The sequence below is a fragment of the Streptomyces cinnabarinus genome, from assembly GCF_027270315.1.
GTDB classification, from domain to species: domain Bacteria; phylum Actinomycetota; class Actinomycetes; order Streptomycetales; family Streptomycetaceae; genus Streptomyces; species Streptomyces cinnabarinus.
This window is the reverse complement of sequence record NZ_CP114413.1, coordinates 246,446-272,754: the sequence shown is the minus strand read 5'-3', so window position 1 is coordinate 272,754 and position 26,309 is coordinate 246,446. Positions and strand designations below refer to the sequence as shown.

Below are 26,309 nucleotides of genomic sequence, written 5' to 3'. Positions count from 1 at the left end.
CCGCGATCTCACCCCACCGAGGCTGGGTGAGGTCAGTCAGCCGAAGGGGTCCGAGGGTCCGGGCGGGAGAGCGTCTCGGACAGTGCCAGCCCGTCCCTTGCGGCTACGATCCGACGCACCCGCAGTTCGGCGCGTGTCCGCGGGCGGTACTTGGGCTCCTTGTCGCACCCGCAGACAGACCGCCCCTCGTAGCGCAGCCCTTCCCCCAGGACCGCGGCCACCACAGACCAACCACGGACGTCACGCCGTGGCGGCGGGGCGAAGTCGTGGCCGGCGCAGATGAGGGGCCGCGCGCAGTTCGGGCACAGGTGCTTGCGCAGGGGATCCGCATGCCGCTTGAAGCTGACCCGGCACGCGACGCATGCGTAGTGCAGCTTGTAGTCGGTCTCGGCGTAGAAGCACACCCCGTCACCGTACCGAACAGACCTTCCACCAGGTCGGGTTGGTCGGCCTGGTCAGTCCCGAGGCGGTGTGGCCAGCCAACGGTCGTCCTGGAACTCGGCCGGGATCTCGCCCTCCCAGGGGTCGATCCCGCGTCGCTCCAGTTCGTCGAACCAGCGGTCTCGCTGCGACTGGGGGAGCGCTCGCCCGCACCATGGGCAGAAGTGGATATCGACGCTCGATGTGCCGCCGTCGTGGACGATCAGCCCATACTCCTGGAACCTGGCGTCGAATCCGATCAGCGCGTCCGGGCAGACAGAGGTGCCGTGGTGCTGGTCGCAGCGTGCGTCGACCTGGCGGACCATCGCCTCGCAGCAGTGGTCAGTCATGAAGTCGGCTTCTGGTCCATCGGTGCCATGGCCCGAAGTAGATCACAGTCACGTGGCCAAAGGATCAGGCGGGAGCGGGCGCCAAGTCGGCGTTCTCGAAGGGCGGGTAGTTCTCGCTGCCCGTGCGCTCGGCCGCGTCGATGTACTCGGCAAGCGCGCCGCGGGACTGCGCGAGCCTGGCCATCTGGTCGTCCAGCCGCTGCAACCGTGACCGCATCGCGGCCAGCAGCTCCGGGCACCCGGGCAGCTCTGGGGCCGCACCGACCGCGCAGGGCAGCAGATAGGCGATGTCCTCGGAGGACAGTCCCGCGCCGAGCAGGTGCCGGATCTGGCCGACCCGCAGCACGGCGTTCTCGTCGTACTCGCGGTATCCGTTCCCGGCACGCTCCGCCTCCAACAGGCCCTGGGCCTCGTAGTAGCGCAGTTGGTGGGTATGGACGCCCGTCCGGCGACTGAGTTCCCCGATCCGCATCGAAACCTCGCTTGACCTTCATACCGGTATCAACGTTGACGATGCTGCCATGAACGACAACTCGCAAACACCTGTGACAGTCATCGGACTTGGTCTGATGGGCCAGGCGCTCGCCGGCGCGTTCCTGAAGGCCGGCCATCCCACGACCGTGTGGAACCGCACGTCGTCCAAGGCAGACCGGCTGGTGGCCGAAGGGGCGCGGCTGGCACCGACGGTCGGCGAAGCGATCAAGGCAGGCTCTCTCACGATCATCTGCGTCACCGACTACCCGGCCCTGCACGAGCTGCTCGACACGACTGAAGTCGAGCTGGCCGGCACGATGTTGATCAACCTGACCTCGGGCGACTCCGCCCAGGCCCGGGAAACCGCGCGCTGGGCCGAGCGGCGAGGCGCCCACTACCTGGACGGCGCCATCATGGCCATCCCGGCGGTCATCGGCACCGACGAGGCGCTGATTCTGCACAGCGGACCGCAGTCGGACTTCGAGGCGCACCGGTCCACGCTCGACGCCCTCGGCACGGTTACTCACCTTGGCGCGGACCATGGCCTTGCGTCCCTGTACGACGTGGCCGGTCTGGCGATGATGTGGAGCGTTCTGAACGCATGGCTCCAGGGCACCGCCCTGCTCAGGACGGCCGGTGTGGACGCCGCGACATTCGCGCCGTTCGCACGGCAGATCGCTGCCGGAGTAGCTGATTGGCTGCCGGGGTACGCCGAGCAGATCGACAGCGGCTCCTTCCCGGCCGTGGTGTCGGCGCTGGAGACCGACGCGCGGGCGATGGCGCACTTGATCGAGGAGAGCGAAGCGGTGGGCGTCAACGCCGAACTGCCCAAGCTGATCAAGGAGATGGCCGACCGCGCGATCGCTGCCGGACACGGGGGAGAGCAGTACCCCGTGCTGATCGAGGAGTTCAGCAAGCCGAGTGGCGGCTGACCGGTTCAGCCCCTGACCTGCCCTGCTCGGCGATGGCCTCACGGACCTCGTGCAGTGCAGTGACACCGTCGGAAGCGAGGAAATGCCCTGCTCCAGGGACTACTTGGGCGGAGATTCCGAGCAGATCGGCAAGGCGGTCGGTGTGACCGGGCGGTACGTACGGGTCCGCGTCCGACCGGATGATCGTGAGGCGGTCGATGTGGTTGCTGAGCCCCGTCAGGTCGCAGCCGTGTCCGATGTGGTCGTCGAGGTCCGGGAGCGCGGGGAGTCGGTCGACGAATCCGGAGACCAGCACGACGGTGCCTAGACGCCACGGGCGCGGGAGCGAGCGCAGGGCACGCAGCACGGTGAGGCAGCCCAGGCTGTGCGCGACGACGATCGAGTGCTCGTCGGGTGTTCCCAGGTCGGCGCGTACGGCTTGCGTCCACTGTGCGGCGTCCGGGGAGTGTGGGTTCGGAAGGGCCGGGACCGAGGCTGGGATGCCGCTCGCCCGGAGCTGTGCGGCCAGCCAGCCGAACCAGTGGTCCTCGGGGGTCGCGCCGTAGCCGTGGATGATCGAGGCACGCCGCTGGGTTGTTCCAGTCGTCATGTCGCAGGACGGTACGGCTTCACGTCAGCGTGAAGGTCAAGCCCATGAGGAGGAACCGACGGTGCTGATCAGCGAACTCGCCGAGGTGACCGGTGTGAGCGCGCGAGCGCTACGGCACTACGAGGACCGGGGGCTGCTGGTCCCGGCTCGCAACAGCAGCGGGTACCGGGAGTACTCCGAGGCCGATGTCACGCGTGTGGCCCAGATCAGGACGATGATCGCCGCTGGTCTGGGCACCGCGACGATTCAGCGGTACTTCGACTGCGTTCGAACCGGCGATCACGGCATGTCACTTGAGATGTGCCCGAACCTGCGGGCCGAGCTGGACGCCTTGGCCGGACGCCTCCAGGCGCAGCAAGCCGAACTCCGCGAGACGCGGCGGCGATTGAGTGAGCTCGCATCGTAGGACGAGCTTGGCCCCCCGCTCAGCGTGCTGAGCGGGGGTACGCCCGCAGCAGGCCAGGTACCGCCCACCGCTCAAGTGGGCAGCGCTCAGGCAGCCTTGGGTCGCGCCGCGCGCCTGTCCGGGGCGGGCTCCTGCGTCTCCTCGGACCAGGAGATCTCTTCTTCCCCGAAGTCCGGGGCCTGGAAGGGGTTGGTGGCCGGAGGGGGCGATACGGCGGTGGAACGGCGGGGTTGCCCTTCCAGGGCGGAGAACAGCGACGTCACGTCGATGACAGGTCTGCCTTTCGGGACAGGTCCCCGAGAAAGGGGACCTGGCGTGCCGTGACCGGCACGGTGTGGTTCTACAGCTTGGTCATCTTGGCGTACGGGCTCAAGATCCGCATCTGAGTTGAACCGAAGTCCACGAGCGCCGCGACTCCGTCCTCGATGCCGATGACCCGGCCCAGGCCGTACACATCGTGCGTGACCTGGTCGCCCATGTCGAAGTGCTTGGGAGCCGGGGGGACCGGGGCCTTGAAGGGGCTGGTAGGCAAGTGACGCTTGGGTGCCGCAGGCTTTGTCATAGCTCAGTATGAACCTACGCGTAGCCCGCTCGCTGTGGCCATCGGCACAGATCTGGCCGGAATCCCTCGGGGCACGCCTCTGACCTGGCAGTTCGTGACCTCGTGAGGTCAAACCTCAACCGCATAACTTTTTTCGTGACGGTGGCTACCCACGGCGTCTTGTGTGGTTTGCCACTGATGTGCATGAGTACGTGCCCCAAAGGATCTACGCCATGATTCAGCCGTGCTCGGGCTCCACCGGCAGCCACAGTTCGGCGTCCGCCTCGGTCTTGTCCGGCGACAGTCGGGTGCGCAGGATTTCGGGGCCTACGCGGCTACGGTACGGGTTCGAAGGGAACCACTCGGTGAACACGTCCCGCCACAGTTCCTGGATGGCCTGTGGCGCCGGCCCGGAGGTGGCGAAGACGGCCCAGGTGCCGGCCGGGACGGCCAACGCCGTCGTGCCCTCGGGAGCGGCCGCGGAAGTGATCACACCTTGGTAGTAGTCGAGTTCGGTGCCCTCGGCCCGGCTGGGGTCCAAGTCGTCGCAGACCGAGACGACGCCGTGCGGCTCCTGGTCCGAGAGCTTCTCCAGGCGCTCCAGGGTCTGCGGGTCGATCCCGCGGACGAAGTCCATGATCGCCTGGTTCGGCCCCGCGTGCACCAGCGGCACCCGGGCCTTGAGCCCGACGACAGTGAAGTCCGTTTTGTCTGCAATGCGGTATCGCATACTGCTGCTTCCTTCGATGGTGAGGCGGAAGGTCATCCGGGACTGTGAGCTGAGCGCAGCGCCGGTACGCCGGGCCTCGCCCGGTCCGATGCCGTGCATGACACGGAACGCCCGCGCGAACGCCTCGCCGGAGCCGTATCCGTAACGCATCGCGATCTCCAGCAGGGTCTCGCTCCCCGCGAGCACTTCGGCTCCCGCGAGCGTGAGCCGGCGGCGCCGGATGTACTCCGAGAGCGGTATGCCGGCGAGCGCGGAGAACATCCGGCGCAGGTGGTACTCCGAGGTGGCCGCGATGCGTGCCAGCTCACCCGCCTCGATGTCCTGGTCGAGATGGCTCTCGATGTGCTCCATGGCCTGGTTCAGCCGCTCCAGCATTCCCGGTTCCTTCCTCTTGACGATCACCAGGCTAGGCAGCGCCTGGCAGGCCGGACCCGACATCTTGTGCCCGATCGGGTCGGGTGTCCCGGGGTGCCCCGGGTTCGCGGCGAGCGACATCGCGGCGCGCCCATTGTGACTCTGCGTATTCATTCGATACGTTGCGTGGCGATCTCGTGTGTGCCCTACGTCGCCTGCGGGTCCCGCCGACCCGCCGGGAGGTGCCGACATGCCCTCATCGTTCTCCGCCCCCGGGTTCGCCGACGAGCTGACGCCCGGTGTTCTCGACCGCTGGAACCGAGTTGTCGAGGATGAGTTCCAACGCCTCGAACCCCTTCAAGGAAGCCCGTACTTCACCCTCGAACCCGGCGATCCGGACCCCCAGCGGGTGGCCGTCACCTGGTTCGGGAACCCGGCCGAGCCGGAGTTCTGCTTCGACGAGACGACCGCCCGCAAGCTCTCCGACTGGGGCGTGCGCGGACGGCGCGCGCTGCACAACGAGTACTGCGAGTACGCGGTGGTCACCGCCCCCGACGCCCAGGGCAGGCTGCGCCCCAAGCGGGTCCAGGTCACCACCGAACTGGCCGAGTACTACCAGGTGCTCGCCGAGGACGCCCCGGACCTGCTGCGCGAGATCGTCACCGACACGCTCGGCGGCGAACCTCCTCGCTGGGAGGAGCTCTACGGTCCCACGGTCGCCAACCCGAAGCTGCTCAGCCCCGCACAGCGCCGGGTGGCGTTCGCCCGGCAGCTGACCGGGCACGGAGGACACACGGACCTCCAGGACGCCGGTGTCCCGGGCAATCCCGTGGGCTCCCTGAACGCCGTCAACGCGCTCTTCATGGCCCACCCCATCAACGGGCTCGACGATCTCCTCTACATCGTGATGTTCGGTGCCAAGCCCTACGCGCGCCGTACCGCCACTGGCGCGCTGGAACCGGCCGGGCGTGACCAGATCTTCCGCCAGGACCCCCCGCTCGCCGCACTGGCCTGCCGTAACGCCGATCCGGCCGCCGCGCTGGCCGCGGCGGGCGCCGCCTTCGACGGGCGGACCGTGTCGTTCGCCGACCCCATCGGCATGTACATCCACGCCTTCACCTCCGAGGTCTTCCAGTTCCAGAGCGGTCCGGTCCCCGATCCGTGGATCCGGCTCAGCCGCGGCCGCCAAGGGCTCCACCAGCGGCTGGAGTTCGGCCCCGGGGACGCGGACCCGCACTTCCTCGACGAGATCACCGTGGTCGAGGGAGAGTCGGAAGAGCCGCTCACCGGCGGCTACCAGGTCGTACGGCATGTCCAGGTGGGGCCGCTGGCAGCGCTCGGCGCACCCAAGGACGTCCCGCCGGACGACTTCGTGGTCCTGCCCGATCCGCCCGGCCCGATCCGGTGCCGCGATGCGGGCGTGTGCGGTGACGTCGTACGGCCGCTGAAGGAGGCGTTCGAAGCCGCTACCGGACAGCCCGCCCAGCCCGCGGGCCCGCGCGGCCGCCGATGAGCACCCTCCAGGACGGGATCTACCACGGTCCCGGCCGCCGCCCGCCCGGGCACCTCGCGTTGGTGTTCCTGCGCGCCGACCCGGCGGCGGACGCCGCCGTGGTGGACGGCGTGCTGCGCGAGGTGGCCGGAACGCTGGGGGGCCTCACCGAGGGGCGCGTCGGCGAACTGCCCGGCCATCCGGTCCCCACCGGCGACTTGGAGGTGCTGCTCGGCTTCGGACCCAAAGCCTTCGACGTCCCGGGCGCCCGCGTCACCTGCCCCGCCGCGCTGGGCCCGCGCTTTCGCTTCCGCTCACCGCTGCCCACCGGCGGCGGCCCCGTGCTCATCGGCGCGAGCCTTCCGTACGGCGCGGACATCGTGCGCAACGACGCCACCGAGGAGTTCTGCCTCCAGCTCACCGCCACGACCCAACTCGCGGTGTCCCGCGCGGTGGTGGAACTGTGGAAGCTGCTCGACGGCAGAAGAGACAGCCGTACCCAGATGGCGCCGCTGGAGATCGCGGGCATCCATACCGGCTTCCAGCGCGACGATCAGCGCAGCTGGATCGGCTTCCACGACGGCGTGTCCAACCTGGAGAGCAGCGTCCGGGAAGGCGTCATCTCCATCGGTGACGCCGAGTCCGGCTCCGACCCCTGGACCGTCGGCGGCACCTACCTCGTCTTCCTCCGGCTCGCCGTCGACCTCGACCAGTGGCACCATCTGCCTCGCGCCCAGCAGGAGTTGCTCGTCGGCCGGGACAAGCTCACCGGTGCCCCGCTCACCGGCACGGACACCGACGGACAGCCTGTGCCGGCGGCCGGCTGTCCGGTGGCCGGGACCACCGAGGTCACCCAGCCCGGCAACGAGGACTTCATCGAGCCCGGTCCCACCGACGACCCCGTGCTGCTCGCTGCCCATGTCCGCCGGGCCAATCTGACCGGCGGCGACGCCGCCGACCTGACCGGCTCGCTGCGGATGTTCCGCCAGGGCTACGAGTTCTTCCAACCCGTCGCCGCCGCCCCCGGCTTCCGCGTCGGCCTGAACTTCATCAGCTTTCAGGACCACCCCGAGCGGGTGCTGCGCGTCCTCACCCAGCGCGGCTGGCTGGGCGGCGTCAACTTCGGCGGGCAATCCGGCGAGGACGGTCCGGCGGGCCGACTGCTGACCGTACGGGCCGGCGGCACCTACCTCGTCCCGCCGGCGCGGGACGCCGCTCCCTACCCGGGAGCCGAGGTCTTCGGGTGAACACACCCCCTCTCCCCGATGGAAACGGAGACACACGGTGATCGAGAAGATGTGGCTCTACCCGCCGCTGGCCTTCGCCCGGCTGGGTCCGTCCCCGGAGCCCTGCGAGAACTACCGCTACGGGCCCAACGACCTGACCCCCCGCGGCACCGGCAAGACCGTGGCCGTACCCGCGCCCTCGCTCGTCGTCGCTGCCGACGGCACCCTGACGGAACGCCCGCCCCAGGGCAACCGGGTCAGATTCAAGGACGCGCGTGGATGGCGGCCCATCTGCCCGTTCTTCGAAGTGCACGGCACCTGGGTCATCGACGGGGTGCGGGACGACGGCCCGATCACCACCGAGGTCCTGGACGCCTTCGGCCTCACTCCTGCCGATGTGCAGTGGAAGGTGGAGGTCGCCAACCTCAAGGCACACCAGTGCAGCCGCGCCGAGGACGACCGGATCGACGCCGCGGTGGAGGTCGCCGGGAACCAGCACGAGAAGAGGCCGTTGGAGGGACGCTCTCCCCAGGGGGCGGCCAGGCCCTTGGTGCCTTCCGGACGGCATATCCCACTGGGCGCTGTGCAGATCCCGCGGCCGAGCGCCGACTTCCCCGAGCTGCGGATGCGGTTCACTCCGGCCGCCGGACTGGTCTACGGGCCCACGGACCTGCTCCAGCGCACCGACCGGTATCCGCTTCCGGCCGAGCGGCTGTTCCTCTCCGCGAACTCCCGCTGGTGTGAGTTCAGGGCCGTCCGCTTCGACCCGCGGACCGCGCCGTCCGGCCTGTACGCCGGGGCGTCGCTCCAGGACGGAGGCACCAGCTTCGGGCTCGTGGACGATGTGTGCGACGGCCTGGTCACCGTCACCGTCGGCGAGCTCACCGCCCGGGCCCGCGTGGTCGTCACTCCGCCCGACTTCGCGCCCGACCGCAGGCCCTTCACCTCCCTCGCTGACGGCCTGACCGACCGGGTCAAGCGCGCCGAGGTCCGCGAACCCGCGTACATCTCCCAGAACCCGCAGCTCACCGCGCTCGAGGTGCGCGACCTGTTCGAACGGGCCCTGGAGGCCATGGACGCCGTCAACGTGGACGCCCAGAACCAGCGCGCCACCAACGAGAACATCGACAACGCCCAGGGCGAGGGAAGTCCGATTGCCGAAGCGCGTGCCCGCACCTTCCCCGAACCGGTGCCGCTGGCCGGGATCACCCTCGCCCTCACCGAACGCGGGCGCCGCAAGCACCGCCGCTTCCCGGCCCTGGAGGTCCTGGAGGACCTCATCCGCGAGCAGCCCGACTTCATCCAGCGGTTCGTCAGACCGCCGGCCACCGAGGATCCCTGGTACGACCGCCGTATGCCCGTGGCCGTCCGCGGGTCCGACGCCTTCCCCATGCACCTGACGCGCCGCCAGTACGACCTGCTCGTGGCCTGGGCCCGCTCCGTGCGCGCCAACGTGGAGGAGGGGTCGTGAGCGTTCTCCTTCAGATCGGCCGTCGCCCCCCGGAACCGGAACCGGGCCCGGACAGCGCCCGCCCCGGACTGCCCGCCGAGATCCGGGTCTTCCGCAGCGCCCACGGAGCCCACCTGTTCGTGGCCGACGGAAGCCGCGTCTACGACCTGCCCGAGGCCACCGCCGCCCGGCTGGAGGCCTGGACGGCGGCCACGTCCGCCGCAGCCCACGACCCGGCCGCGGACGCCGCCCTCGCCGCCGAACTGGGGCTGCCCCTGTGGGGCGCGGCGGGCGTCCCCGCTCCCCGCATCGACGGCACCCCCGCCGCCGTACCCCCGCTCGCCTCGCTCTCACTCAACGTGATGCAGGCCTGCAACCTCAGCTGCGGCCACTGCTACGCGGACGAGGGCCGGTTCGGCGGCAACGCCCGTGCCATGCCCCGCGAGACCGCCTTCGCCGCCGTGGACCGGCTCATCGCCGAAGCAGCACCAGGAGCCGGAGTCGTCGTCGGCTTCATGGGTGGCGAACCGCTCCTCGCCCGCGAACTCGTCCACGACGTGGTCGACCACGCGACCCGGGCGGGCGCCGACACCGGGCACGCGGTGCGCTTCGCCCTCACCACCAACCTCACCACCGTCCGGCCCGAGGACGCCGAGTTGTTCGCCGCGCACCCGTTCACCGTGGCCGTGAGCCTCGACGGCGACCGGGCCGGCCACGACGTGCTGCGCACGGCGCCCGGCGGGGGCAGCGCGTACGACAGGCTGCGCGCGGGACTCGATGTACTGAACCGGCACGGACGGCCGCGCCACCTGTCGGCCCGGGTCAGCGTCACCCCGTACACCGGGCGGCTCAAGGACGTACTGGAGCACGGGATCGGCCTCGGCTTCGACGAGGTGGGCTTCGCCGCCGTGGTCAGCGCCCCCGATCCGGCCTACGAGATCGGGGCGAGCGCCTTCGCCGGGTTCCTGGAGCAGATGACCGAATGCGGGGAGACGGCGCTGGCCGAACTCGCCGCGGGACGGCCTTACCCCTTCGGTAATTTCCAGACCGCGATGTACGAACTCCACACCGGCGGACACCGCCCCTACCCGTGCGGGGCGGGTGCCGGTTACCTCAGCGCCTCGGCCGAGGGCGGCCTGTACGCCTGCCACCGGCTCGTGGACGACCCGGCGTTCCGGATGGGCTCCGTCGCCCAGGGGCCCGACCAGGGCGCGCGGGCCGAGCACCTCGCGGCCCGCCACGTGGACCGGGCGGAGCCCTGTCGGTCCTGCTGGGCCCGCTACCTGTGCGGCGGCGGCTGCTACCACGAGGTCGCCCGGCGCGGCCGTCCCGGCTGCGACTACATCCGCGGCTGGCTGGCGTTCTGCCTGCGCGCGTACGTCGAACTCAGTGAGAGCGCACCGGAGTTCTTCCGCCGTACCACCCCGTCCGACCTGCCCGGTGACCCCGCCGGACTGGCCCGCTGACCGTGCCTGTGACCCCACCCGGACGAAGGAGCCGACCGTGAACAACCCGATCCCCGGCAGCGTGGACCTCCCCGTACCCGAGGGGAAGATCTTCCCCCGCAACCTCACCGCACGGGCCGACTACGCGGTCCCGGGAAACCCCTCCGGCTCCCGCCCGGAAAGCGGTGTGGACAACTGCTTCCCCGGTCTTGAGTTCGACCAGCGCAACCTGGAGAAGGCCTTCTTCCCCGGGCTGCTGTTCGACTTCCACCACGGCGGCGGCTCGCGGCTGATCGGCGTCACCGAGGGCGCCCCGTCCGTACTGGACCTCACCGCCGCCGACCTGGGCGCGGGCGTCCAGAGCGACCCGTGGCGGCTGCACCTGTGGGCCGTGTGCGGGCGTACCACCGTGGACCAGACGGAGTCCGAGGCTCCCGTGTTCAACGCCACCTCCCGCAGCGGTCTCGCCCTCTGGCGCCGCGTCCACGACCTGCTGCCGGGCCGGATCGCCATCCTGCTCGGACCCACCCCGGGCATCCAGTCCCCGGGCGCGGACGTCGTGCCCGGCGGCCTCAACGCGTGGCGCATGAACAACGACACCACGGTGCAGCGCGACGACGACGGGAGGGTCGAGGCGGCCGTCCTGATCGCCGACCGGGCCGCCTACCTGGACTCCGAAGGAGTCATCGACCCCGACCTCTACCTGCCCGGTGACCTCACCCGCAGCCTGTGCGCGCCCTGGCAGTACGACTTCCGCGAATGCGGCTGCTACTACTGGGCCGCTTCCAAGCCCGACATCTCCGCCAGCCCCGACGGCCGCTTCCATCCGCTCAACTTCCAGCGCTCGGACCGCACTCAGCCGCCCAAGCTGGACACCCCGAACATCGCGGAGCGGGAAAGACAGGAACTCGACCACCCCGATCTGATCACCAACTGGAACGTGCTGCCCGTCGTCCTCAACGGCCGCGAGGACGACGTCCTGGGCCCCGGCACCCTGTTCGACCTCACGGAGATGCCCCGCGAGGAGGTGATCGAGCGACTGGAGCGGTTGGCCGACATCGAGCACGCACTGTGCCTGGAATACCTGTACGCGCACTACTCGTTGGACGCCCCGACCACCCTCCCGCCCGGCACCAACCCCCAGTCGCCCATCGCGCAGTTCCACGCGGCCGCGGCCGAGGTGTTCTCGGTCGCGGTGGACGAGATGCGCCACCTGCGATGGGTCAACGAAGTGCTCGGAGTGCTCGGCAGGCCGCACCGGCTCGACCCGCCACCGCTTGGCATGATCATCCAGCAGCAGACCGGGCACGCCTTCGAGCTGAAACCGCTCACGGCCGCCCAACTGGACTGGTTCATCGACGTGGAGAAGACCAGCGACGAGCTCAATCCGGACGGCATCGATGGGATGTACATCCGCCTGCACCACACCATCGTCGAACGCCCGGACCTGTTCCCGCAGTCCGACCGGCTCGCCCATCTGATCAAGCTCATCATCGACGAGGGCGTGAACCACTTCGAGCGGTTCCAGGCGGTCAAGGGGCACCTCGCGGAGTTCTCCGAGGACGAGTACCTGCGCCGGCTCGACAAGACCCCGGACGCGATGGACCGGCAGCTCCTGCAACTCGCGGACCTCAACTACGCCGTGCTGCTCGGCACGATGAAGGAGACCCTGGACCGGGGCGACCGCGCCGGAGGCGTACTGATCGAGCACGCCCGGCGGGCCATGCACAACCTCCACGAGGTCAACCACCTCCTCGCCTCCCGCGACGTGGCCCCCCGCTTCCAGACCCCCCAGCCCGGCGTCGGCATGCCGCTCGCCGACGGCCAGGCCACCCTCGCCGCCGCCCGGGCCGCCCGGCAGCTGCAGGAAGCCATCAGCTCGCTCGACGGGACCGACCTGCGCGCCATGATGACCCGCCACCGGGCCACCACCGAGGCCCTGATTGCCGACCTCATCCTGTGAGGGTCCCGTGAGGCCGACCACCGTCACGATCGCCGGATCCGGACTCGCCGAACTGACCTGCGCCTGGCTGCTCGCGGCGCACGGCCACCGGGTCCGGCTCCGGCCCCGCCCGCCCGGCGGACCCCGCCCGCTGCTCCTGGGCGACGACACCCTTGCCCTGCTCCACGCCCTGTGGGACACGGAGCCGGCGAGCGGTCCGGCCGCAGACAGCCACCGCCTGACCCACCGGCACGCCCGCTGGACCCCCGACCGCGACACCGATCCGCCCCTGCCGCAGCCGGCGGCAGTCGTGGACGGCGCGCGACTGACCGAGCGTCTGCTGGCCCGCCTCGCGGACCGCTACCCGCAGGCCGTTTCGGAGCAGACGGGGCCGTATGGCCGGCAGCCCCGGTCCGACTCGCTCGTCCCCCAGTGGACCGTCACCGCCAACCCACCTGCCCAGGACGGCGGGTACCGTACGGCTGGCCGACGGCATCTGCTGGCGGGGGAGGCGCCCCTGGCCACGGGGCAGGACGACGCCACCGCCCGCCTGGAGTGCACCGACGACGCCTGGCTCCACCTCACCCCGCTGGGCGACGGCAACGCCCTGCTCCAGGCGATGGTCCCGGGCCCGGTCGAGGACCCGGCGGGACACCTCGGCCGCGTTCTCGCACGCAGCCCCCTGGCGGCGCGACTGACCGGGCCGCCCGCCATCGTCGTCGCCCTGCCCGCCGCGCCTCGCCTGCACCGGGCCCCGGCGACCCCGCCGAGCGACCGCACCCCGGGTCTGCTCCTCGTCGGCGCGGGCGCCATCCGCTACGACCCCCTCAGCGGCACCGGTACCGCCCAGGCCCTGCGTACGGCCGTCCTGGCCGCCGCCGTGATCGACTCCGCAGCCGCGGGCACCCCGGCGGACCGGCTGTGCGCCCACTACACGGCCCGCCTGCACACCGCGTTCCGCGACCACCTCACCACCTGCGCCCGGCTTTACCCCCAGGCCTTCGCCACCCCCGCATGGCAGCACGAACTCGAAGCCTGCCGGTGGGGGGTCGGTACCGTCGGGTCATGGTCGAGACATCAACCGCGCGCTTCTACGACGATCTGGCCGACGACTACCACCTGATCTACCCGGACTGGGAGACGAGCGTCCAGCGGCAGGGGCAGGCCCTGGATGCTCTGATCGGTCAGGATCGTGCGACAGTGCTCGACTGTGCTTGCGGTATCGGCACTCAGGCCATCGGTCTGGCCTCGCGCGGGCACCTCGTCACCGGGACCGACCTCAGTGCTCGCGCTGCCGCCCGTGCCGCTCGGGAGGCTTCCCGCCAGGGCCTCAGCCTGCGGGCGGCCGTCGCGGACATGCGGCATCTCCCCTTCCTCGACGGCCGGTTCGACGCTGTCGTCTGCGCCGACAACTCCCTGCCGCATCTGTTGACGGAACAGGACGTGCACGCGGCCCTCAGCCAGATGCACCGCGTGCTGCGTCCGGACGGCGCGCTGCTGGTCAGTACGCGCCCCTATGACGAGCTGCTGCGCGACCAGCGCCCCGCTTCGACGCCTCCCCAAGTCCACCGGATCGTCGACTCCGCCCCCGCCGATGGCGAAACGCGTACCGTCACCTTCCAGCTCTGGCACTGGCACGACGACGGTGAGCACTACGACGTGGAGCACTTTCAGCTCCATCCGGCAGGCGGAGAATGGCAGGTCAAAGTCCGCCGAACCACCTACTGGGCGCTCGGCCGGGACCGGCTCGCGGGCATCGCGGCCGAGGCAGGATTCGTCGATATCCAGTGGCGGATGCCGCACGAATCAGGCTTCTTCCAGCCGCTGCTCGCGGCCCGCGCCGACAAGTAGGTGCAGCCGCGGTCAGATTGGTCGGTTCCGGGGTGAACGGATCGGGGCCGGGCGCCGTATCCTTTCCCGATCGAGGTTCGCATTTGGCTGAATTCCTCGGTCTTCATGGGGTTTGTGCACACGGGCCGCGCGTAGTGCGGCCCCGGGGGAGAGGGGCCGACCATGATGGCGACGAGTGACACGGTGCGGACGGGTACGGTGCTTCCGGTCGATGCGGCGCGCTGGGCGATGTGGACCTTCGTCATCGCCAACGTGGCGGTCGTGGAAGGGCTGTTCCTCAGCGCCGGTGAGGGCAAGAACGACGTGCTCACGGTCGCGAAGTGGTTCGGACTGCACGCGGCCCTGCTGCTGATGTTCCAACTGCTGCTGGTGGCGCGGCTGCCGTGGCTGGACCGCCGCATCGGGATGGACCGGCTCACGGTGTGGCACCGCTGGGTCGGCTTCACTCTGCTGTGGACCATCCTCACCCACGCCACGCTGGTGGTGCTCGGCTACGCCACACTCGACGACACGTCCATGGGGAAGACCTTCGTCGCACTCAGCGGTGTTCCGGCGTCCCTGCTGGGCATGCTCGCCGCGTCCGTCATCGTCGTGGTCGCCGCGATCTCCACCCGGGCCGTGCGGCGTCGGCTGCCGTACGAGGTGTGGCACGGGCTGCATCTGCTGCTCTACGTGGCTCTGGGCCTGTCGTTCGTCCACCAGTTGCAGGAGACGACGACGTTCACCTCCTCCGCGTTCGCCGAGGCCTACTGGTGGTGCCTGTGGCTGTTCGCGTTCGGCGCGCTGCTGACCGGGCGCATCGCCCTGCCGCTGTGGCGCAACGCCTACCACCAGTTCCGCGTCGTCAACGTCGTACCGGAGTCGCTGAACGTCGTCTCCGTGTACGTGAGCGGACGGCACCTGGACAAGTTCCCCGCCCGCGCGGGCCAGTTCTGCATCTGGCGGTTCCCCGGGCACAACAACTGGTGGGTCGCCAACCCCTTCTCCCTCTCGGCCGCGCCGGGCGGCCAGGGCCTGCGCCTGACAGCCAAGGCGGTCGGCGGCACCAGCGCCGGGCTGCGGAACGTCCCGGTCGGCAGCCGCGCCTTCGTCGAAGGACCGTATGGGGCCTTCACCTCCCTCCACCGGACCCGGCCCGGCGCCCTGCTGATCGCCGGCGGCGTGGGCATCACGCCCGTGCGGGCCATGCTGGAGGAGCAGCTGACGGGCGACGTCGTCGTCCTGTACCGGGTGCGCAGCGAGGCCGACGCCGTGCTGCTCAACGAGGTGCGGCACCTGGTCGGGCTACGGGGCGGACGGTTGCACCTGATCACCGGCAGGACCGGCGAGAGCGGCGTCCCGCCGTTCGGCCCGGGCAATCTGCACCAACTGGTCCCCGACATCACCGACCGCGACGTCTACGTCTGCGGCCCGCCCGCCATGACCACGGCCGTCCTCTCCGCCCTGCGAGATCTGCGGGTCCCCACGCGCCAGGTGCACTCGGAGAGGTTCGGCCTCGCCTGACGCGAACCCGGGCCGGTGACGGGCCACTTGGGCCGACAGTGCCGAACGCAAGATCGCGCGTCTCTATGATGGGCCGATGACGTCGATCAAGCAGGTCCAGATCACCTTCGACTGCGCGGAACCGGAGCGTGTCGCTCGATTCTGGGCCGAGGCGTTGGGGTACGTGCTGCCGCCGCCACCGGAGGGGTTCGCGAGCTGGGACGACTTCGATCGCGCGGCGCCCGCTGAGCACGTGGGTCCGGCCTCCGCGGCCTGCGCCGATCCCACCGGTGTGGGACCGCGCCTGTACTTCCAGCGCGTTCCCGAGGGCAAGGTCGTCAAGAATCGGGTGCATCTCGATGTGCGGGTCGGCACCGGGCTCGTCGGTGAGGAGCGGGTGGCCGCGCTGGAGGCCGAATGCGCACGACTGATCGCTTTCGGCGCGGTACGCCTGCGACTGCTGCGTGCCGACGGGGTCAACGAGTCGTGTCTGCTGATGCAGGACATCGAGGGCAACGAGTTCTGTCTCGACTGATCGCGGTCATCTCGTTGTTGGTCACCCGGGCGAGCAGTCCTGTCGATACGCTGCGTTGAGCTGCCAGTGCTGAGGGTGGGCGGCGACGGCGCGAGGAAGGCGAGCAGGGTGGCATCACAGATCGTCTCGTACGAAGTCGACGACGGTACGCGGATCCGATTCGAGATCGAGCCGACCGACGAGTGGCACCAGGTCAGCTCCGAGGAGAGCCTCGGCCGGATCAGGGCAGCGGTGGCCCCCGCCGTCGAGGGCGCCCGGGCGGTACTGGAGCAGGTGAAGGCACTGCAACCCGGCGAAGTACAGGTCAAGTTCGGAGTGAAGGTGACCGGCACGGCGAACTGGCTCGTCGCCAAGGCGGCGACCGAGGCGAACTTCGAGATCACCCTCACCTGGCCCGGGCAGTCCCAGAACACCCCATGAGCACGGCCGACGACAGCCCAAGACCCGGCTCCGCCACCTGGGTCGCGTCGATCCACGCCCTGGAGAACGACCGCCGCCCGCTCGGATCCGGACTTCTCATCGACGGCCGACGGGTACTGACCTGCGCACATGTCGTCTTCGACGGGGGGTGTCAGAAGCCTGAACTCTGGGTTGCCTTCCCCAAGGCGCAAGGCACGCGCTACCGGCGGGTCCGCGTGCAGAGCGTCGTCGCGCCCCCAGCGTACAAGCACGAGTGGGAGGACGTAGCGGTCCTGATCCTCGAGCGCCCCGAGCCCGAGGGCTACGCCGCACGATTACGGCAACCGGAGAACGAGAGCCTGATACACCGCCGCTGGTGGGCCTTCGGGTTCCCGGACGGCATGCTGGGCAACTCCTCCGACGGCGTGGTGGGGGAGGAGCTCTCCTACGGCTGGATCCGCCTGGACACCGGCTCCCGCTACCCTGTGAAGTCGGGCTACAGCGGGGCCGCCCTCTGGTCGCCCGACTACCAGGCGGTGGTCGGCATCGTCGGCCAGGCCCAGGGCGCGAACGGAGACGCCCGCGCCCTCACGATCCGGGCCGTCGCCGAGTACCTGCCCGACGAGAAGCTGCACCTGCTGACCGGCTGGACGGCCGAAGCGGCCGACGAGGGCGCGCTGGCCGCCTGGGGCTGGACCCTGGACAAGGATCCCGAGGCCGGACTGCACTGGCGGCCCCGGGCCCGAGGAGTGCACAAGGGCAGTGACCGTGGATTTCGCTTCCGCGGCCGCACCGCGGCGCTGACCGTGATCCGCGACTGGCTGGTGGCGGTGCAGCCACAGCGCCAGGTGCTCGTCGTCACCGGCTCGCCCGGAGTCGGCAAGTCCGCCGTGCTCGGCAGGATCGTCACCACCGCCGATCCCGGCGTCGCCGCGTCCCTCCCGCGCAGCGACAACGCGGTGCGCGCCGTGGAGGGTTCGGTGGCGTGCGCCGTACACGCCAAAGGCAAGACGGCACTGGAGGCGGCCACCGAGATCGCCCGCGCGGCCTCCGCGAGACTGCCCGCGGAAGTACGGGACCTCCCCCTGCATCTGCGTATCGCGCTGGAACGGACCCACCGCACCGGCTTCACGGTGATCATCGATGCCCTCGACGAGGCGGCCACCTCCGGGCAGGCCCGCCAGATCATCCACGAGATCGCACGCCCGCTCGTGGAGGAGCTCGACCACCTCGGCGTCCGCGTCGTCGTGGGTACCCGGGGCAAGGACGGCGACGGGTCCCTGCTGGAGGCGTTCGGCAACCCGCGCGTGGTCGACCTCGACACCTCGGAGTACTTCGCCCAGGCGGACCTCGCCGCCTACGCCCTGGCGACGCTGCAACTGCACGGCGACGAGCGTCCGGACAACCCCTACAACGACACGAGGGTCGCCGAGCCCGTCGCAGAACGGATCGCGGAGCTCTCCGACGCCAACTTCCTCGTCGCCGGCCTGGTCGCCCGGGCCCGCGGAATGCACGACGAACGGCCGGTGAGCGTCTCGGCGCTGACGTACACACCCCAGGTCGACGACGCGCTGAAGGGCTATCTGTCCATGCTCCCGCTGCTCGACGGGGTGCCCGCCGCGGCACTGATGACCGCCCTGGCCTACGCCGAGGCACCGGGCACCCCCATCGACCTGTGGCAGGCCACCATCGCGGCCCTCGGCCACGCCGCTCCCAGCGCGGAACGGCTCGCGGCCTTCGCGCAGTCCTCCGCGGCCAACTTCCTGGTGGAGACCAGCGCCGACCCCACACCTGTCTTCCGCCTCTTCCACCAGGCCCTCAACGAGGCCCTGGTGCGCCACCGCAACGTCGACGAGGACGAAGCGGCGATGGCCCGTGAGCTGTTGCGCATCGGCCAGGAACGCGGCTGGAGTCACGCCCCCGCCTACCTCCTGCGCTCCTTGCCGGCCCATGCGCAACGCGGTCGTGTCATCGACGATCTCCTGCGGGACGAGGTCTATGCCCTGTACGCGGACCTCAGCCGCCTCATTCCCTCGGCCACGGACGCCTCCGAACCGGCCACCCGGCAACGGGCTCAACTGCTGCGCAAGACCCCGAGGGCCGTCAACGCCCCTGCCGCCGAACGCGCCGCCCTCTACAGCGTCAGTGAAGCCCTGCACGGCCTCGGCTCGGCCTACCGCGACCTCGATCACCACGCTCCCTACCGGGCCAGATGGGCCGTCGCCCAGCGCAGTGACGAGGAAGCCCTGCTGGACGGTCACACCGGGCAGGTGACCGCGCTGTGCCGGGTGAGGACGTCCGAGGGCCGCCTCTTCCTCGCTTCCGCGTCCGACGACCGCACCGTACGGCTGTGGGACCCCACCACCGGCTCACAGCACCGCCTGCTGGAAGGCCACTCCGCGGGCGTGAGCCGGCTGTGCGCCGTGGCGACCGCCGACGGCCGCGTGCTGGTCGCTTCCGCGTCCCACGACCGCTCGATCCGCCTGTGGGATCCCACCACGGGCGCACAGCACCACCTGCTGCAAGGCTTGTCAGAAAGCGTCAGCACCCTGTGTGCGGTCCCGACCGTCGACGGCCGCACCCTCCTGGGAGTCGCGGCCGGCCGCATCGTTCATCTCTGGGACCCGACCACCGGCACACCATGTCCGCCCCTGATCGGCCATGCCGGACCGGTGACCGCGCTGTGCGCCGTGGCGACCGCCGACGGCCGGATACTTGTCGCCTCCGCGTCGGACGACGGGACGACACGGTTGTGGGATCCGGTGACCGGCGCCTGCGAACGCCGGCTCGCGCCAGGTCCCTTCTCGCACAAGGGCGTGACGGCGCTCTGCACGGTCCCGCAGGAGAACGGGGCGGACCTGCTGGCCACGGCGTCCTCCCACGGCGGGATATGGCTGTGGGACCCCACCACCGGCACCTTGGAACGGTGGTACACAGGACACACGGGATCGGTGGCCGTGCTGGGCACGGTGGAGACCCTCAACCGCCGCCTGCTGCTTGTCTCCGCCTCCGACGACCACAGCGTCCAGCTCTGGAAACCGCTGCCCAGCAGCCCGAACCACGTCCCCAGACGTTTCCTGGGCTGGGCCAGGGGACAGCCCGTGGCCCGACCGGCCGACGAGGACCCCTACGCCGCCGGGAAACGCCGGGAGCGTCGATGGAGGATTCCGACGTCCTCTCCCGAGGACGTGCTCCAGGGCCACACGGACGCGGTCGGCGCGCTGTGCGTGATCGAGACGGCCGACGGACACACGCTGCTGGGCTCCGGGTCCGACGACGGCACCGTACGGCTGTGGGACCCCACCACCGGCACCCAGCACCACTTGCTCGAAGGCCACACCGCAGCCGTCAGCGCCGTGTGCGCGGTCGAGACCTCCGACGGCCGGAGGCTGGTCGCCTCCGCGTCCCGCGACCACACCGTCCGGCTGTGGAACCCCGCCCCCAGCACCCAACAGCCCGCCTTCGAGCGTTTCATCGGGTGCGTGGACGCACTGTGCACCATGGAGACACCGGACGGCCGGACCCTGCTGGGCTCCGGATCTGCCGACGGCACCCTGCGGCTCTGGGACCTGGCGAGCGGCACCCATGAACGCATGCTGAAAGGCCACAGCGGCCCGGTCAACGCACTCTGCACGATCAACACCCCGGACGGCCAGACCCAGTTGGGATCCGCCTCCGACGACGGCACCCTGCGGCTGTGGAACCCCGCCACCGGCGCGCGCGGAAGCCGGCTGAAGGGCCACACAGGGCCCGTGACCGCCGTATGCGTGGTGCCCGTCTCCGGGGATCAGGTGCTCCTCGCGTCCGCGTCCCACGACATGACGGTCAGGCTGTGGGACCCCGTCACGGGACAGGAGCTCCGCCTGCTGGAAGGCCACACCGGAACGGTCACCGCCGTCTGCACGATCCCGACCTCGGACGGCGTGCTCCTCGCCTCGGCGTCCGACGACCACACCGTCCGGCTGTGGAACGCCGACACCGGCGTACAGCACCACCTGCTGAAGGGCCACAGCGGTCCTGTCGGTGTGCTGTGCCCGGTCGAGGCACCCGACGGCAGCACGCTGCTCGGATCCGGGGCCGACGACGGTTCCGTGCGGCTGTGGGATCCCGCCACCGGCAGACCGCGGCATCCGCTGTCCGGCCACTCCCGGAAGGTCAACGCCCTCTGCGCGGTGCGCACGTCCGACGGGCACGTCCGTCTCGCCTCGGCCTCGCACGACATGACGGTCAGGCTGTGGGACCCCGCCACAGGTGCACAGCACCGCCTGCTGGAAGGCCACACCGGACCCGTCAATGCCCTCTGCACCGTGCCCGCCTCGAACGGCGTGCTCCTCGCCTCTTCGTCCCACGACCGCACCGTGCGGCTGTGGAACGACATGGGGACGACGGTGGCCCGGATCCCCGTGGGAGCGGAACCGAGACGACTGATCGCCGCGGACTGCCTGGTGATCTCCCTCGACCGCGGGCTCCTCGCCGTGGACGTGACCGCGCCCGGGTGAACGAACGCACGGGGCGGTGCGGACAGGGGCCCCGGACGGTGCTTCCGTTCCAGTGGCCGGGCCCCCTGTGCTCCCCTCGCTGCCTCCTATCGTGGCGCCTGACGTCGGCCGTGAGTTGGTGATGCGTGCGGCGTTACTTGTTGTTCAGTGCCGCCTGCCGGAACTCCCGGGGTGTCATGGCGTACGCGGCGCGGAAGGCCCGGCTGAACTCCGCCGGGCGCAAGAACCCCCACCGGGCGGCGATGGCGCTGATGGGCCGTCGGTGCAGCCGGGGGTCGGTGAGGTCGGTGAGGCAGCGTTCGAGGCGGCGTCGGCGTATCGAGGCCGCGACGGTCTCCCCCTGCTCCTGGAAGAGCGTGTGCAGGGAGCGCAGTGAGATGTGGTGATGGGCCGCGATGTCCGCCGGTCGAAGGTCGGGATCCGTGAGGTTGTGGTCGATGAAGGCGTTGACGCGGGCCAGCATGGCCTGTCGGCGGGTCTCGGCCGGAAGGTCGTCGTAGGCGTCGAGATGCTGGGCCATGCAGGCACCCGCCAGGTCGAGCGCGATCGCCCCTAATCGGGTCAGGTCGCGCGGGTCGCAGTCAGGGCCGTAGGTGTCCAGAGTGGTCAGGAACCGGGCGAGGATGGCTCCCATGCCGGTGCGGGTCGACAGCGGCTGGGCCAGGAGCCGGTGGACCTTGTCCGGTGGCAGCGGCAGCTCCTCGCGGGGCACCTGCATGATGACCACCTCGGTGTTGATGCCCCTGTCGGGCACTTCGCCCTCGAACGGCTGCGAGAGGTCGAAGAGCACCATGTCACCGAAGACCAGCCCGGAGTCCTGGCGCCGCTGAGTGATCCACAGCGGGCTGCCGGAGACGAACGTCAGCTGGTACGTGCCGGGGTCGGACCGCCGGATGTCCGCCCAGGTACGTCTCAGGTGTGCGGGCGGGTTGTTGAACGCGGCCACGCGCACGGAGTCGAGGTCGAGCACCGAGGCCGACGCGGTGAAGGGCCCCGGGTTTGCGCTGGTGAGGGTGAGGGGTGCCAGTTCGCGCGAGACCAGCTCGGCCCAGAAGGGCAGTTGCTCCTGCGCGGGCAGATCCTTGTTCGACATCTTCTGCCACATTCCGCCCCCTCGGATCCGACAGTGCTGAACAGCGCTCCCTTGTCCGGTCAGGACGGGGCGAGCACGCAGAACTCGTGGCCCTCCGGGTCGTTGAGGCAGGTCCACGGGACGTCGCCCTGGCCGAGGTCGAGATCGGTGGCACCGAGGGCCCGCAGCCGGGACACCTCCGCCGCGTGGTCGTCGCCGGGGTACGGCAGCAGGTCGAGATGGACGCGGTCCGGCACGGTCTTCGCGCCGGGCGTGCGGAGGAATTCGAGATACGGGCCGACACCCTTGGCGGAGCGCAACACCGCCGAATCATCGGTCACTTCATGCACGTTCCAGTCCAGCGCCTCGCCCCAGAACCGGGCCATGGCTCGTGGATCCGCACAGTCGACCACCACCGCGGCGATCGGCCCGGTGTCCCGGTAGACGTCCCGAGGCTCCAGCACGCAGAACTCGTTGCCCTCGGGGTCGGCGAGGACCGTCCACGGCACAGTGCCCTGCCCGATGTGGGCGGGCGTTGCCCCGTGAGCCCTCAACCGTGCCACCAACTCCGCCTGATGGGCCGCGGAGGTGGTGGCCAGGTCGATGTGCACACGGTTCTTCGTTGTCGTCTTGGGTGCCGCGACGGGAACGACGTCGATGCCGAGGGCGGCCGGGTCCGGCGGCCAGACGAGGCCGCCGGAGGGTCCGACGTAGGTGGTCACGCCGGGACTGTAGGCAGTCCAGCCGAGCGCCTCCGCCCAGAACCGGCCGATCGCCGGCGCATCAAGAGCCTTTACGTTCACCATCACAGGACGCAGTGCCATGTCGGCAATCCTATGCAGCGGAGGCGGCGAGGTCGGTCTAGGCGACGGCGGTTCCTTCGAGCTCGACCAGCTGACCGGGGATCGCGAGCCGTGCCACCCCGAGCATGGTGGTGCTCGGGGCGACCCGGGCGGCGCCGAGACGCCCCGCGAGCACGCCGTAGTGCTGGAAGAGCAGATCGACGTCGGTGGTGTAGACGTTGAGCCGGACGAGGTTCGCCAGGGACATGTCGGCCTCGGCGAGTACGGCTTCCAAATTGGTGACGCTCAGCGCCAGTTGTGCGGCCATGTCACCTTCGTGCTGGGGCTTGCCGTCACTGCTCATCGCGGTCTGCCCGGAGCAGTACAGGGTCCTGGTGTGTCCGGAGACGAGCTCACCCTGGTTGAACCCCAACTCCACCGACCATGTGACCGGGTTGACTGCTGTTCGTTCCATTGCCGTATCAGGTCCCTTCGATTCATGGGGAGTTCGCGCGTCCGTCGGCCGGTCGCCACCGGTGACGTCGCGTGAACGAGCCTGCCAACAAATCACGACATCCTTCGTCATGTATGTGGCTAGACTTTTCGCATGCGCGCCGACCGGCTGGTCTCGCTTGTGTTGCTGCTGCGCCAGCGCGGTCGGCTGACCGCGGAGACGCTGGCCCGCGAGCTGGAGGTGTCCACCCGCACGGTGCTGCGCGACATCGAGGCACTGTCCGCGGCAGGGGTCCCGGTCCATGCCGAACGCGGAAGGCACGGCGGCTTCGCATTGCTGCCCGGCTTCCGGACCGAGCTCACCGGGCTCAATCACGACGAGGCCCTGGCCGTACTGACCGCCGGATCGGCGCGCGGAGAGCAGGTGTTCGGTCTCGGCTCGGCGCTCGCGTCGGCCATGCGCAAGGTGGTCGACGCGCTGCCGGACAGCCACCGGGTCTCCGCGAGCGACGCGGCCCAGCGGCTGCTCGTCGAGCCGGAGACGGACCTGCTCTCACGTCGGCCGGTCACGGACGAGGTGCCCGGCACCACGATGGTCGAGGTCCGGCGCGCGGTCCTTGCCGGACGCAAGCTGCGCATCCACTACGCGGCCACGGGCCAGGCCCCGCAGTGGCGCACGGTGGACCCGATCGGCCTGGTCACCGTCCGCGACGTGGCGTATTTGCTGGCCACGAGATCGGGCGAGGACCGCACCTACCGGCTGTCGCGGGTGCTGGCCGCAGAGGAACTGCCCGAACCTGCACAGCGACCGGACCGGGTCGATCTGGACCGGATCTGGCGTGAACGCTCCGCGCGCTTTCTGTCCGGCGGCGACCACATCACCGTGCTGATACGGATGAACCCCGCCCGGCGTGAGGAGTTGCTGGACACCGCGCTGGCCGTCCGGGCGGAAGAGCCCGACGCGGACGGCTGGCTTCGGCTGGAGGTGACCTTCCAGGACGCACGCCATGCCGAATGGGCGCTGTGGCAGCTCAGCACGGACGCGGAAGCGCTGACCCCGCAGTCGTTGCGTACCCTCCTGCGGGAGCGCGCCGCCGCGATCGCCGCCCGCTACGCGGACTCACCCTGAACGTCGATCAGCGCTGTCGCCGTGCGGCCCGGTACTGACGTGCCAGGACTCCCAGAAGGGCGGGCACGGCCGGTCGGACGCCTCCGTCGGCCAGGCCGCCGCCCTTGCGGTGGACCGCGCGCAGCCGGAGTTCCTGCACCTGGAGCAGGGCGGTGATGAACGGGCGCGTCGGTAGCGGCACCAGGGTCACCAGTGGTCGGCTCGCGGTCAGCCGCAGCCGTGCCAGTTCGGACTGCTCGTGGACGAGTGACGTGAGCGACGAACGGACCTCGTCCGTGGGCGAGTTGAGGCTCGCGACAGAAAGACCGTGTCGTTCGAGCTCTTTGGCAGGGATGCCCACGTGGCCCTGTGCCGCGTCCTCCGCCAGGTCCTCAAGGAAGTCGACGCGCTGCATCGCCTCGATGAGGTCACGGCATCGGTGCTCGAACTCGTCGTCGACCGGTTCGATCAGGCAGGCCAGAAGCATGAAAGCGGGCAGAGAGTACCCGTCCACATAGGACTGCAGTTCGTCCTCGGTCTCGAACCCGGCGTACTCCACCTCATGTCGCGCACCGTCCAGGAACGCCTCGACCCGCTGCCTGAGCTGCGGATTTCGCACCGCCGCGTCCCCGAGCGCCTTGAGGGTCGTGTCGGTGGCGGGAGTGCCGTGGAGCGCCTCCTGGGTGGCGGTCGCCCACTGGGCCAGTGCTTCCCTGCGGGTGTGGGTGGCGCCGGTGTCGACGCGCTGGTCCGTCTCGTGCATGAAGGCGACCGTGGCGATGACCGCGGGGTGCAGATGTGCCGGCAGCAGCAGCCGGACCGTGGCGTACTCCTCGATCTTGAACTTCCGGACACACCTGCGCTGTTGGCCGTATGCGGCTTGCAGATCCGGCTCGGCGATACCGGCCTGACGCAGCGTGCGGGTCCATGTGGGCATGTAGGAGACTCTAACGGGCCCTGCTTTGCTGGACGGTGAGAACCTGGTGCGGCCTCGGGGGCGCTGCCATCATGCGTTCATGGCGTACGGGCTGGCCAATGGGCCATGGGGGAGCGCGGCGAATGCGGCACTGGCCGCGGGGGCGGCTGCCATCGTCGGGGCGGCGGCGCTGGTGGTCCAGGAGTGGCTGGCTCGGCGCAGCGCGCACGTCCGACGCAAGCGCGGGATCGAAGAGGCGACGGCGTATCTGGCCTTTCTGGAGCAGTGGTTGACCACCTACGAGGCGGTCAGGCCAGGGGCAGAGATCGACCGGACCCGAGAGGCCGTGGCTGGGTCCTTGGACACGGTGCTGCGCGAGGTCGAGGCGCTGCTCGAAGAGACCCGCCGGGCAGCGCACACATCGTTCGGGGATCGGGCCAAGCGGGCACTGCTGCTCTATGAGTCACGGTCTGTCGGGGCCCGAAGAGTCAAGATCGCCTTCTACTTCAACGGCTCGCTCTGGCTCGGCGCGTCGCTCGGCTACGCCTTCGACAGCAGCATGTCGGCGCAGGAGCGGATCAGCCAATCACTTGGCTGGGGGCTGTGGGGCGTGGTGACCACGGTGGCGTTGGGGTTGTGGGCCACGCACCTGGATCGGGGCGGGCGGGCCGGGCCTGCTGCCTAGTAGTGCTTACTCAGTTCTTGGCGTGAGCGCTGATCAAGAGATTGCTGGGAGTGCCGACGCACATGAAGTTGCCAGTCCCTCAATGGGCCGTACAGGGTGCTCAGCATCCCGAGCAGGAAGTAATGTCCTGTTTTGAGACGCGGGGGACACGGCCGGGGGCCGGGACGTGTGGGCAG

General features: G+C 70.2%; 24 protein-coding genes. 15 read left to right on the top strand and 9 right to left on the bottom strand.

Annotated features, from left to right (window positions below; all coding sequences use genetic code 11):
• Positions 1–455: 455 nt before the first annotated feature.
• Entirely contained in the window at positions 456–770 is a 315-nt protein-coding gene (locus STRCI_RS01250; protein WP_269656899.1) for a DUF6980 family protein, read from the bottom strand.
• A 64-nt stretch (positions 771–834) separates the two neighbouring features.
• On the bottom strand, positions 835–1,242 hold the full coding sequence (locus tag STRCI_RS01245) for a MerR family transcriptional regulator (protein ID WP_269656898.1): 408 nt from the start codon (positions 1,240–1,242) through the stop codon (positions 835–837).
• Between the two features lie 49 nt (positions 1,243–1,291).
• Between STRCI_RS01245 and STRCI_RS01240 the strand changes: the two genes are divergently transcribed.
• Entirely contained in the window at positions 1,292–2,176 is an 885-nt protein-coding gene (locus STRCI_RS01240) for an NAD(P)-dependent oxidoreductase (protein ID WP_269656897.1), read from the top strand.
• Here the strand turns inward: STRCI_RS01240 and STRCI_RS01235 are convergent.
• On the bottom strand, positions 2,154–2,765 hold the full coding sequence (locus STRCI_RS01235; protein ID WP_269656896.1) for an RBBP9/YdeN family alpha/beta hydrolase: 612 nt from the start codon (positions 2,763–2,765) through the stop codon (positions 2,154–2,156). The genes STRCI_RS01240 and STRCI_RS01235 overlap by 23 nt on opposite strands.
• Before the next feature lie 61 nt (positions 2,766–2,826).
• Between STRCI_RS01235 and STRCI_RS01230 the strand changes: the two genes are divergently transcribed.
• Positions 2,827–3,171: a MerR family transcriptional regulator gene (locus STRCI_RS01230; RefSeq protein ID WP_269656895.1), complete on the top strand. Its 345-nt coding sequence runs from the start codon at positions 2,827–2,829 to the stop codon at positions 3,169–3,171.
• 340 nt (positions 3,172–3,511) lie between these two features.
• Here STRCI_RS01230 and STRCI_RS01225 read toward each other — a convergent pair whose 3' ends face one another.
• Both STRCI_RS01225 and STRCI_RS01220 read right to left on the bottom strand, forming a co-directional pair.
• On the bottom strand, positions 3,512–3,733 hold the full coding sequence (locus STRCI_RS01225; RefSeq protein WP_269656894.1) for a hypothetical protein: 222 nt from the start codon (positions 3,731–3,733) through the stop codon (positions 3,512–3,514).
• A 217-nt stretch (positions 3,734–3,950) separates the two neighbouring features.
• Positions 3,951–4,817 (bottom strand): AraC family transcriptional regulator, encoded by an 867-nt coding sequence (locus STRCI_RS01220; protein WP_269664463.1) that lies wholly within the window; start codon positions 4,815–4,817, stop codon positions 3,951–3,953.
• 229 nt (positions 4,818–5,046) lie between these two features.
• Here STRCI_RS01220 and STRCI_RS01215 point away from each other — a divergent pair, with 229 nt between their 5' ends.
• The 11 genes from STRCI_RS01215 to STRCI_RS01165 all read left to right on the top strand — a co-directional run bounded on the left by STRCI_RS01215 (position 5,047) and on the right by STRCI_RS01165 (position 21,117).
• Positions 5,047–6,309, top strand: a complete 1,263-nt coding sequence (locus STRCI_RS01215) for a hypothetical protein (RefSeq protein ID WP_269656893.1) — start codon at positions 5,047–5,049, stop codon at positions 6,307–6,309.
• Positions 6,306–7,535 carry a Dyp-type peroxidase gene (locus STRCI_RS01210; RefSeq protein ID WP_269656892.1) on the top strand — a complete coding sequence of 410 codons (1,230 nt, stop codon included), beginning with the start codon at positions 6,306–6,308 and terminating at the stop codon, positions 7,533–7,535. The genes STRCI_RS01215 and STRCI_RS01210 overlap by 4 nt, the downstream gene beginning before the upstream one ends.
• Before the next feature lie 37 nt (positions 7,536–7,572).
• Positions 7,573–8,985 (top strand): hypothetical protein, encoded by a 1,413-nt coding sequence (locus STRCI_RS01205; protein WP_269656891.1) that lies wholly within the window; start codon positions 7,573–7,575, stop codon positions 8,983–8,985.
• Positions 8,982–10,430, top strand: a complete 1,449-nt coding sequence (locus tag STRCI_RS01200) for a radical SAM/SPASM domain-containing protein (RefSeq protein WP_269656890.1) — start codon at positions 8,982–8,984, stop codon at positions 10,428–10,430. The genes STRCI_RS01205 and STRCI_RS01200 overlap by 4 nt, the downstream gene beginning before the upstream one ends.
• Positions 10,431–10,467: 37 nt before the next feature.
• Positions 10,468–12,372: a ferritin-like domain-containing protein gene (locus STRCI_RS01195; RefSeq protein ID WP_269656889.1), complete on the top strand. Its 1,905-nt coding sequence runs from the start codon at positions 10,468–10,470 to the stop codon at positions 12,370–12,372.
• Between the two features lie 7 nt (positions 12,373–12,379).
• A complete protein-coding gene (locus tag STRCI_RS01190) occupies positions 12,380–13,474 on the top strand; it encodes a hypothetical protein (RefSeq protein WP_269656888.1) in 1,095 nt (364 codons plus the stop codon).
• Positions 13,417–14,202 (top strand): class I SAM-dependent methyltransferase, encoded by a 786-nt coding sequence (locus STRCI_RS01185; protein WP_269656887.1) that lies wholly within the window; start codon positions 13,417–13,419, stop codon positions 14,200–14,202. The genes STRCI_RS01190 and STRCI_RS01185 overlap by 58 nt, the downstream gene beginning before the upstream one ends.
• Before the next feature lie 162 nt (positions 14,203–14,364).
• Positions 14,365–15,705: a ferredoxin reductase family protein gene (locus STRCI_RS01180; protein WP_269656886.1), complete on the top strand. Its 1,341-nt coding sequence runs from the start codon at positions 14,365–14,367 to the stop codon at positions 15,703–15,705.
• Positions 15,706–15,781: 76 nt separating this feature from the next.
• Positions 15,782–16,219 (top strand): VOC family protein, encoded by a 438-nt coding sequence (locus STRCI_RS01175; protein ID WP_269656885.1) that lies wholly within the window; start codon positions 15,782–15,784, stop codon positions 16,217–16,219.
• A 108-nt stretch (positions 16,220–16,327) separates the two neighbouring features.
• On the top strand, positions 16,328–16,639 hold the full coding sequence (locus tag STRCI_RS01170) for a CU044_2847 family protein (RefSeq protein ID WP_269656884.1): 312 nt from the start codon (positions 16,328–16,330) through the stop codon (positions 16,637–16,639).
• Positions 16,636–21,117 carry a trypsin-like peptidase domain-containing protein gene (locus STRCI_RS01165; protein WP_269656883.1) on the top strand — a complete coding sequence of 1,494 codons (4,482 nt, stop codon included), beginning with the start codon at positions 16,636–16,638 and terminating at the stop codon, positions 21,115–21,117. The genes STRCI_RS01170 and STRCI_RS01165 overlap by 4 nt, the downstream gene beginning before the upstream one ends.
• Before the next feature lie 133 nt (positions 21,118–21,250).
• Here STRCI_RS01165 and STRCI_RS01160 read toward each other — a convergent pair whose 3' ends face one another.
• From STRCI_RS01160 to STRCI_RS01150, 3 genes are read right to left on the bottom strand one after another with little or no spacing between them, the layout of a single operon-like run.
• A complete protein-coding gene (locus tag STRCI_RS01160) occupies positions 21,251–22,210 on the bottom strand; it encodes an AraC-like ligand-binding domain-containing protein (RefSeq protein WP_269656882.1) in 960 nt (319 codons plus the stop codon).
• A 59-nt stretch (positions 22,211–22,269) separates the two neighbouring features.
• A complete protein-coding gene (locus tag STRCI_RS01155; protein WP_269656881.1) occupies positions 22,270–23,013 on the bottom strand; it encodes a VOC family protein in 744 nt (247 codons plus the stop codon).
• Between the two features lie 37 nt (positions 23,014–23,050).
• Positions 23,051–23,446: a RidA family protein gene (locus STRCI_RS01150; RefSeq protein WP_269656880.1), complete on the bottom strand. Its 396-nt coding sequence runs from the start codon at positions 23,444–23,446 to the stop codon at positions 23,051–23,053.
• 132 nt (positions 23,447–23,578) lie between these two features.
• Here STRCI_RS01150 and STRCI_RS01145 point away from each other — a divergent pair, with 132 nt between their 5' ends.
• Positions 23,579–24,553 carry a helix-turn-helix transcriptional regulator gene (locus tag STRCI_RS01145; protein ID WP_269656879.1) on the top strand — a complete coding sequence of 325 codons (975 nt, stop codon included), beginning with the start codon at positions 23,579–23,581 and terminating at the stop codon, positions 24,551–24,553.
• A gap of 7 nt (positions 24,554–24,560) precedes the next feature.
• On the opposite strand, the gene STRCI_RS01140 is transcribed toward STRCI_RS01145, so the two are convergent.
• The gene (locus STRCI_RS01140) at positions 24,561–25,469 is read right to left on the bottom strand and encodes a phytoene/squalene synthase family protein (protein ID WP_269656878.1); all 909 of its coding nucleotides are present in this window, start codon (positions 25,467–25,469) and stop codon (positions 24,561–24,563) included.
• Between the two features lie 79 nt (positions 25,470–25,548).
• On the opposite strand from STRCI_RS01140, the gene STRCI_RS01135 reads away from it, so the two are divergent.
• Entirely contained in the window at positions 25,549–26,133 is a 585-nt protein-coding gene (locus tag STRCI_RS01135; RefSeq protein ID WP_269656877.1) for a hypothetical protein, read from the top strand.
• The last annotated feature ends 176 nt before the right edge of the window (positions 26,134–26,309 follow it).

Bases quoted from the DNA above. Each gene is read 5' to 3' on its own strand.
- STRCI_RS01145 (WP_269656879.1), top strand. From the start codon at position 23,579: ATGCGCGCCGACCGGCTGGTCTCGCTTGTGTTGCTGCTGCGCCAGCGC.
- STRCI_RS01225 (WP_269656894.1), bottom strand. From the start codon at position 3,733: ATGACAAAGCCTGCGGCACCCAAGCGTCACTTGCCTACCAGCCCCTTC.
- STRCI_RS01210 (WP_269656892.1), top strand. From the start codon at position 6,306: ATGAGCACCCTCCAGGACGGGATCTACCACGGTCCCGGCCGCCGCCCG.
- STRCI_RS01185 (WP_269656887.1), top strand. From the start codon at position 13,417: ATGGTCGAGACATCAACCGCGCGCTTCTACGACGATCTGGCCGACGAC.
- STRCI_RS01140 (WP_269656878.1), bottom strand. From the start codon at position 25,469: ATGCCCACATGGACCCGCACGCTGCGTCAGGCCGGTATCGCCGAGCCG.
- STRCI_RS01160 (WP_269656882.1), bottom strand. From the start codon at position 22,210: ATGTCGAACAAGGATCTGCCCGCGCAGGAGCAACTGCCCTTCTGGGCC.
- STRCI_RS01215 (WP_269656893.1), top strand. From the start codon at position 5,047: ATGCCCTCATCGTTCTCCGCCCCCGGGTTCGCCGACGAGCTGACGCCC.
- STRCI_RS01155 (WP_269656881.1), bottom strand. From the start codon at position 23,013: ATGGCACTGCGTCCTGTGATGGTGAACGTAAAGGCTCTTGATGCGCCG.
- STRCI_RS01220 (WP_269664463.1), bottom strand. From the start codon at position 4,817: ATGCTGGAGCGGCTGAACCAGGCCATGGAGCACATCGAGAGCCATCTC.
- STRCI_RS01175 (WP_269656885.1), top strand. From the start codon at position 15,782: ATGACGTCGATCAAGCAGGTCCAGATCACCTTCGACTGCGCGGAACCG.
- STRCI_RS01245 (WP_269656898.1), bottom strand. From the start codon at position 1,242: ATGCGGATCGGGGAACTCAGTCGCCGGACGGGCGTCCATACCCACCAA.
- STRCI_RS01135 (WP_269656877.1), top strand. From the start codon at position 25,549: ATGGCGTACGGGCTGGCCAATGGGCCATGGGGGAGCGCGGCGAATGCG.
- STRCI_RS01240 (WP_269656897.1), top strand. From the start codon at position 1,292: ATGAACGACAACTCGCAAACACCTGTGACAGTCATCGGACTTGGTCTG.
- STRCI_RS01165 (WP_269656883.1), top strand. From the start codon at position 16,636: ATGAGCACGGCCGACGACAGCCCAAGACCCGGCTCCGCCACCTGGGTC.
- STRCI_RS01250 (WP_269656899.1), bottom strand. From the start codon at position 770: ATGACTGACCACTGCTGCGAGGCGATGGTCCGCCAGGTCGACGCACGC.
- STRCI_RS01180 (WP_269656886.1), top strand. From the start codon at position 14,365: ATGATGGCGACGAGTGACACGGTGCGGACGGGTACGGTGCTTCCGGTC.
- STRCI_RS01150 (WP_269656880.1), bottom strand. From the start codon at position 23,446: ATGGAACGAACAGCAGTCAACCCGGTCACATGGTCGGTGGAGTTGGGG.
- STRCI_RS01235 (WP_269656896.1), bottom strand. From the start codon at position 2,765: ATGACGACTGGAACAACCCAGCGGCGTGCCTCGATCATCCACGGCTAC.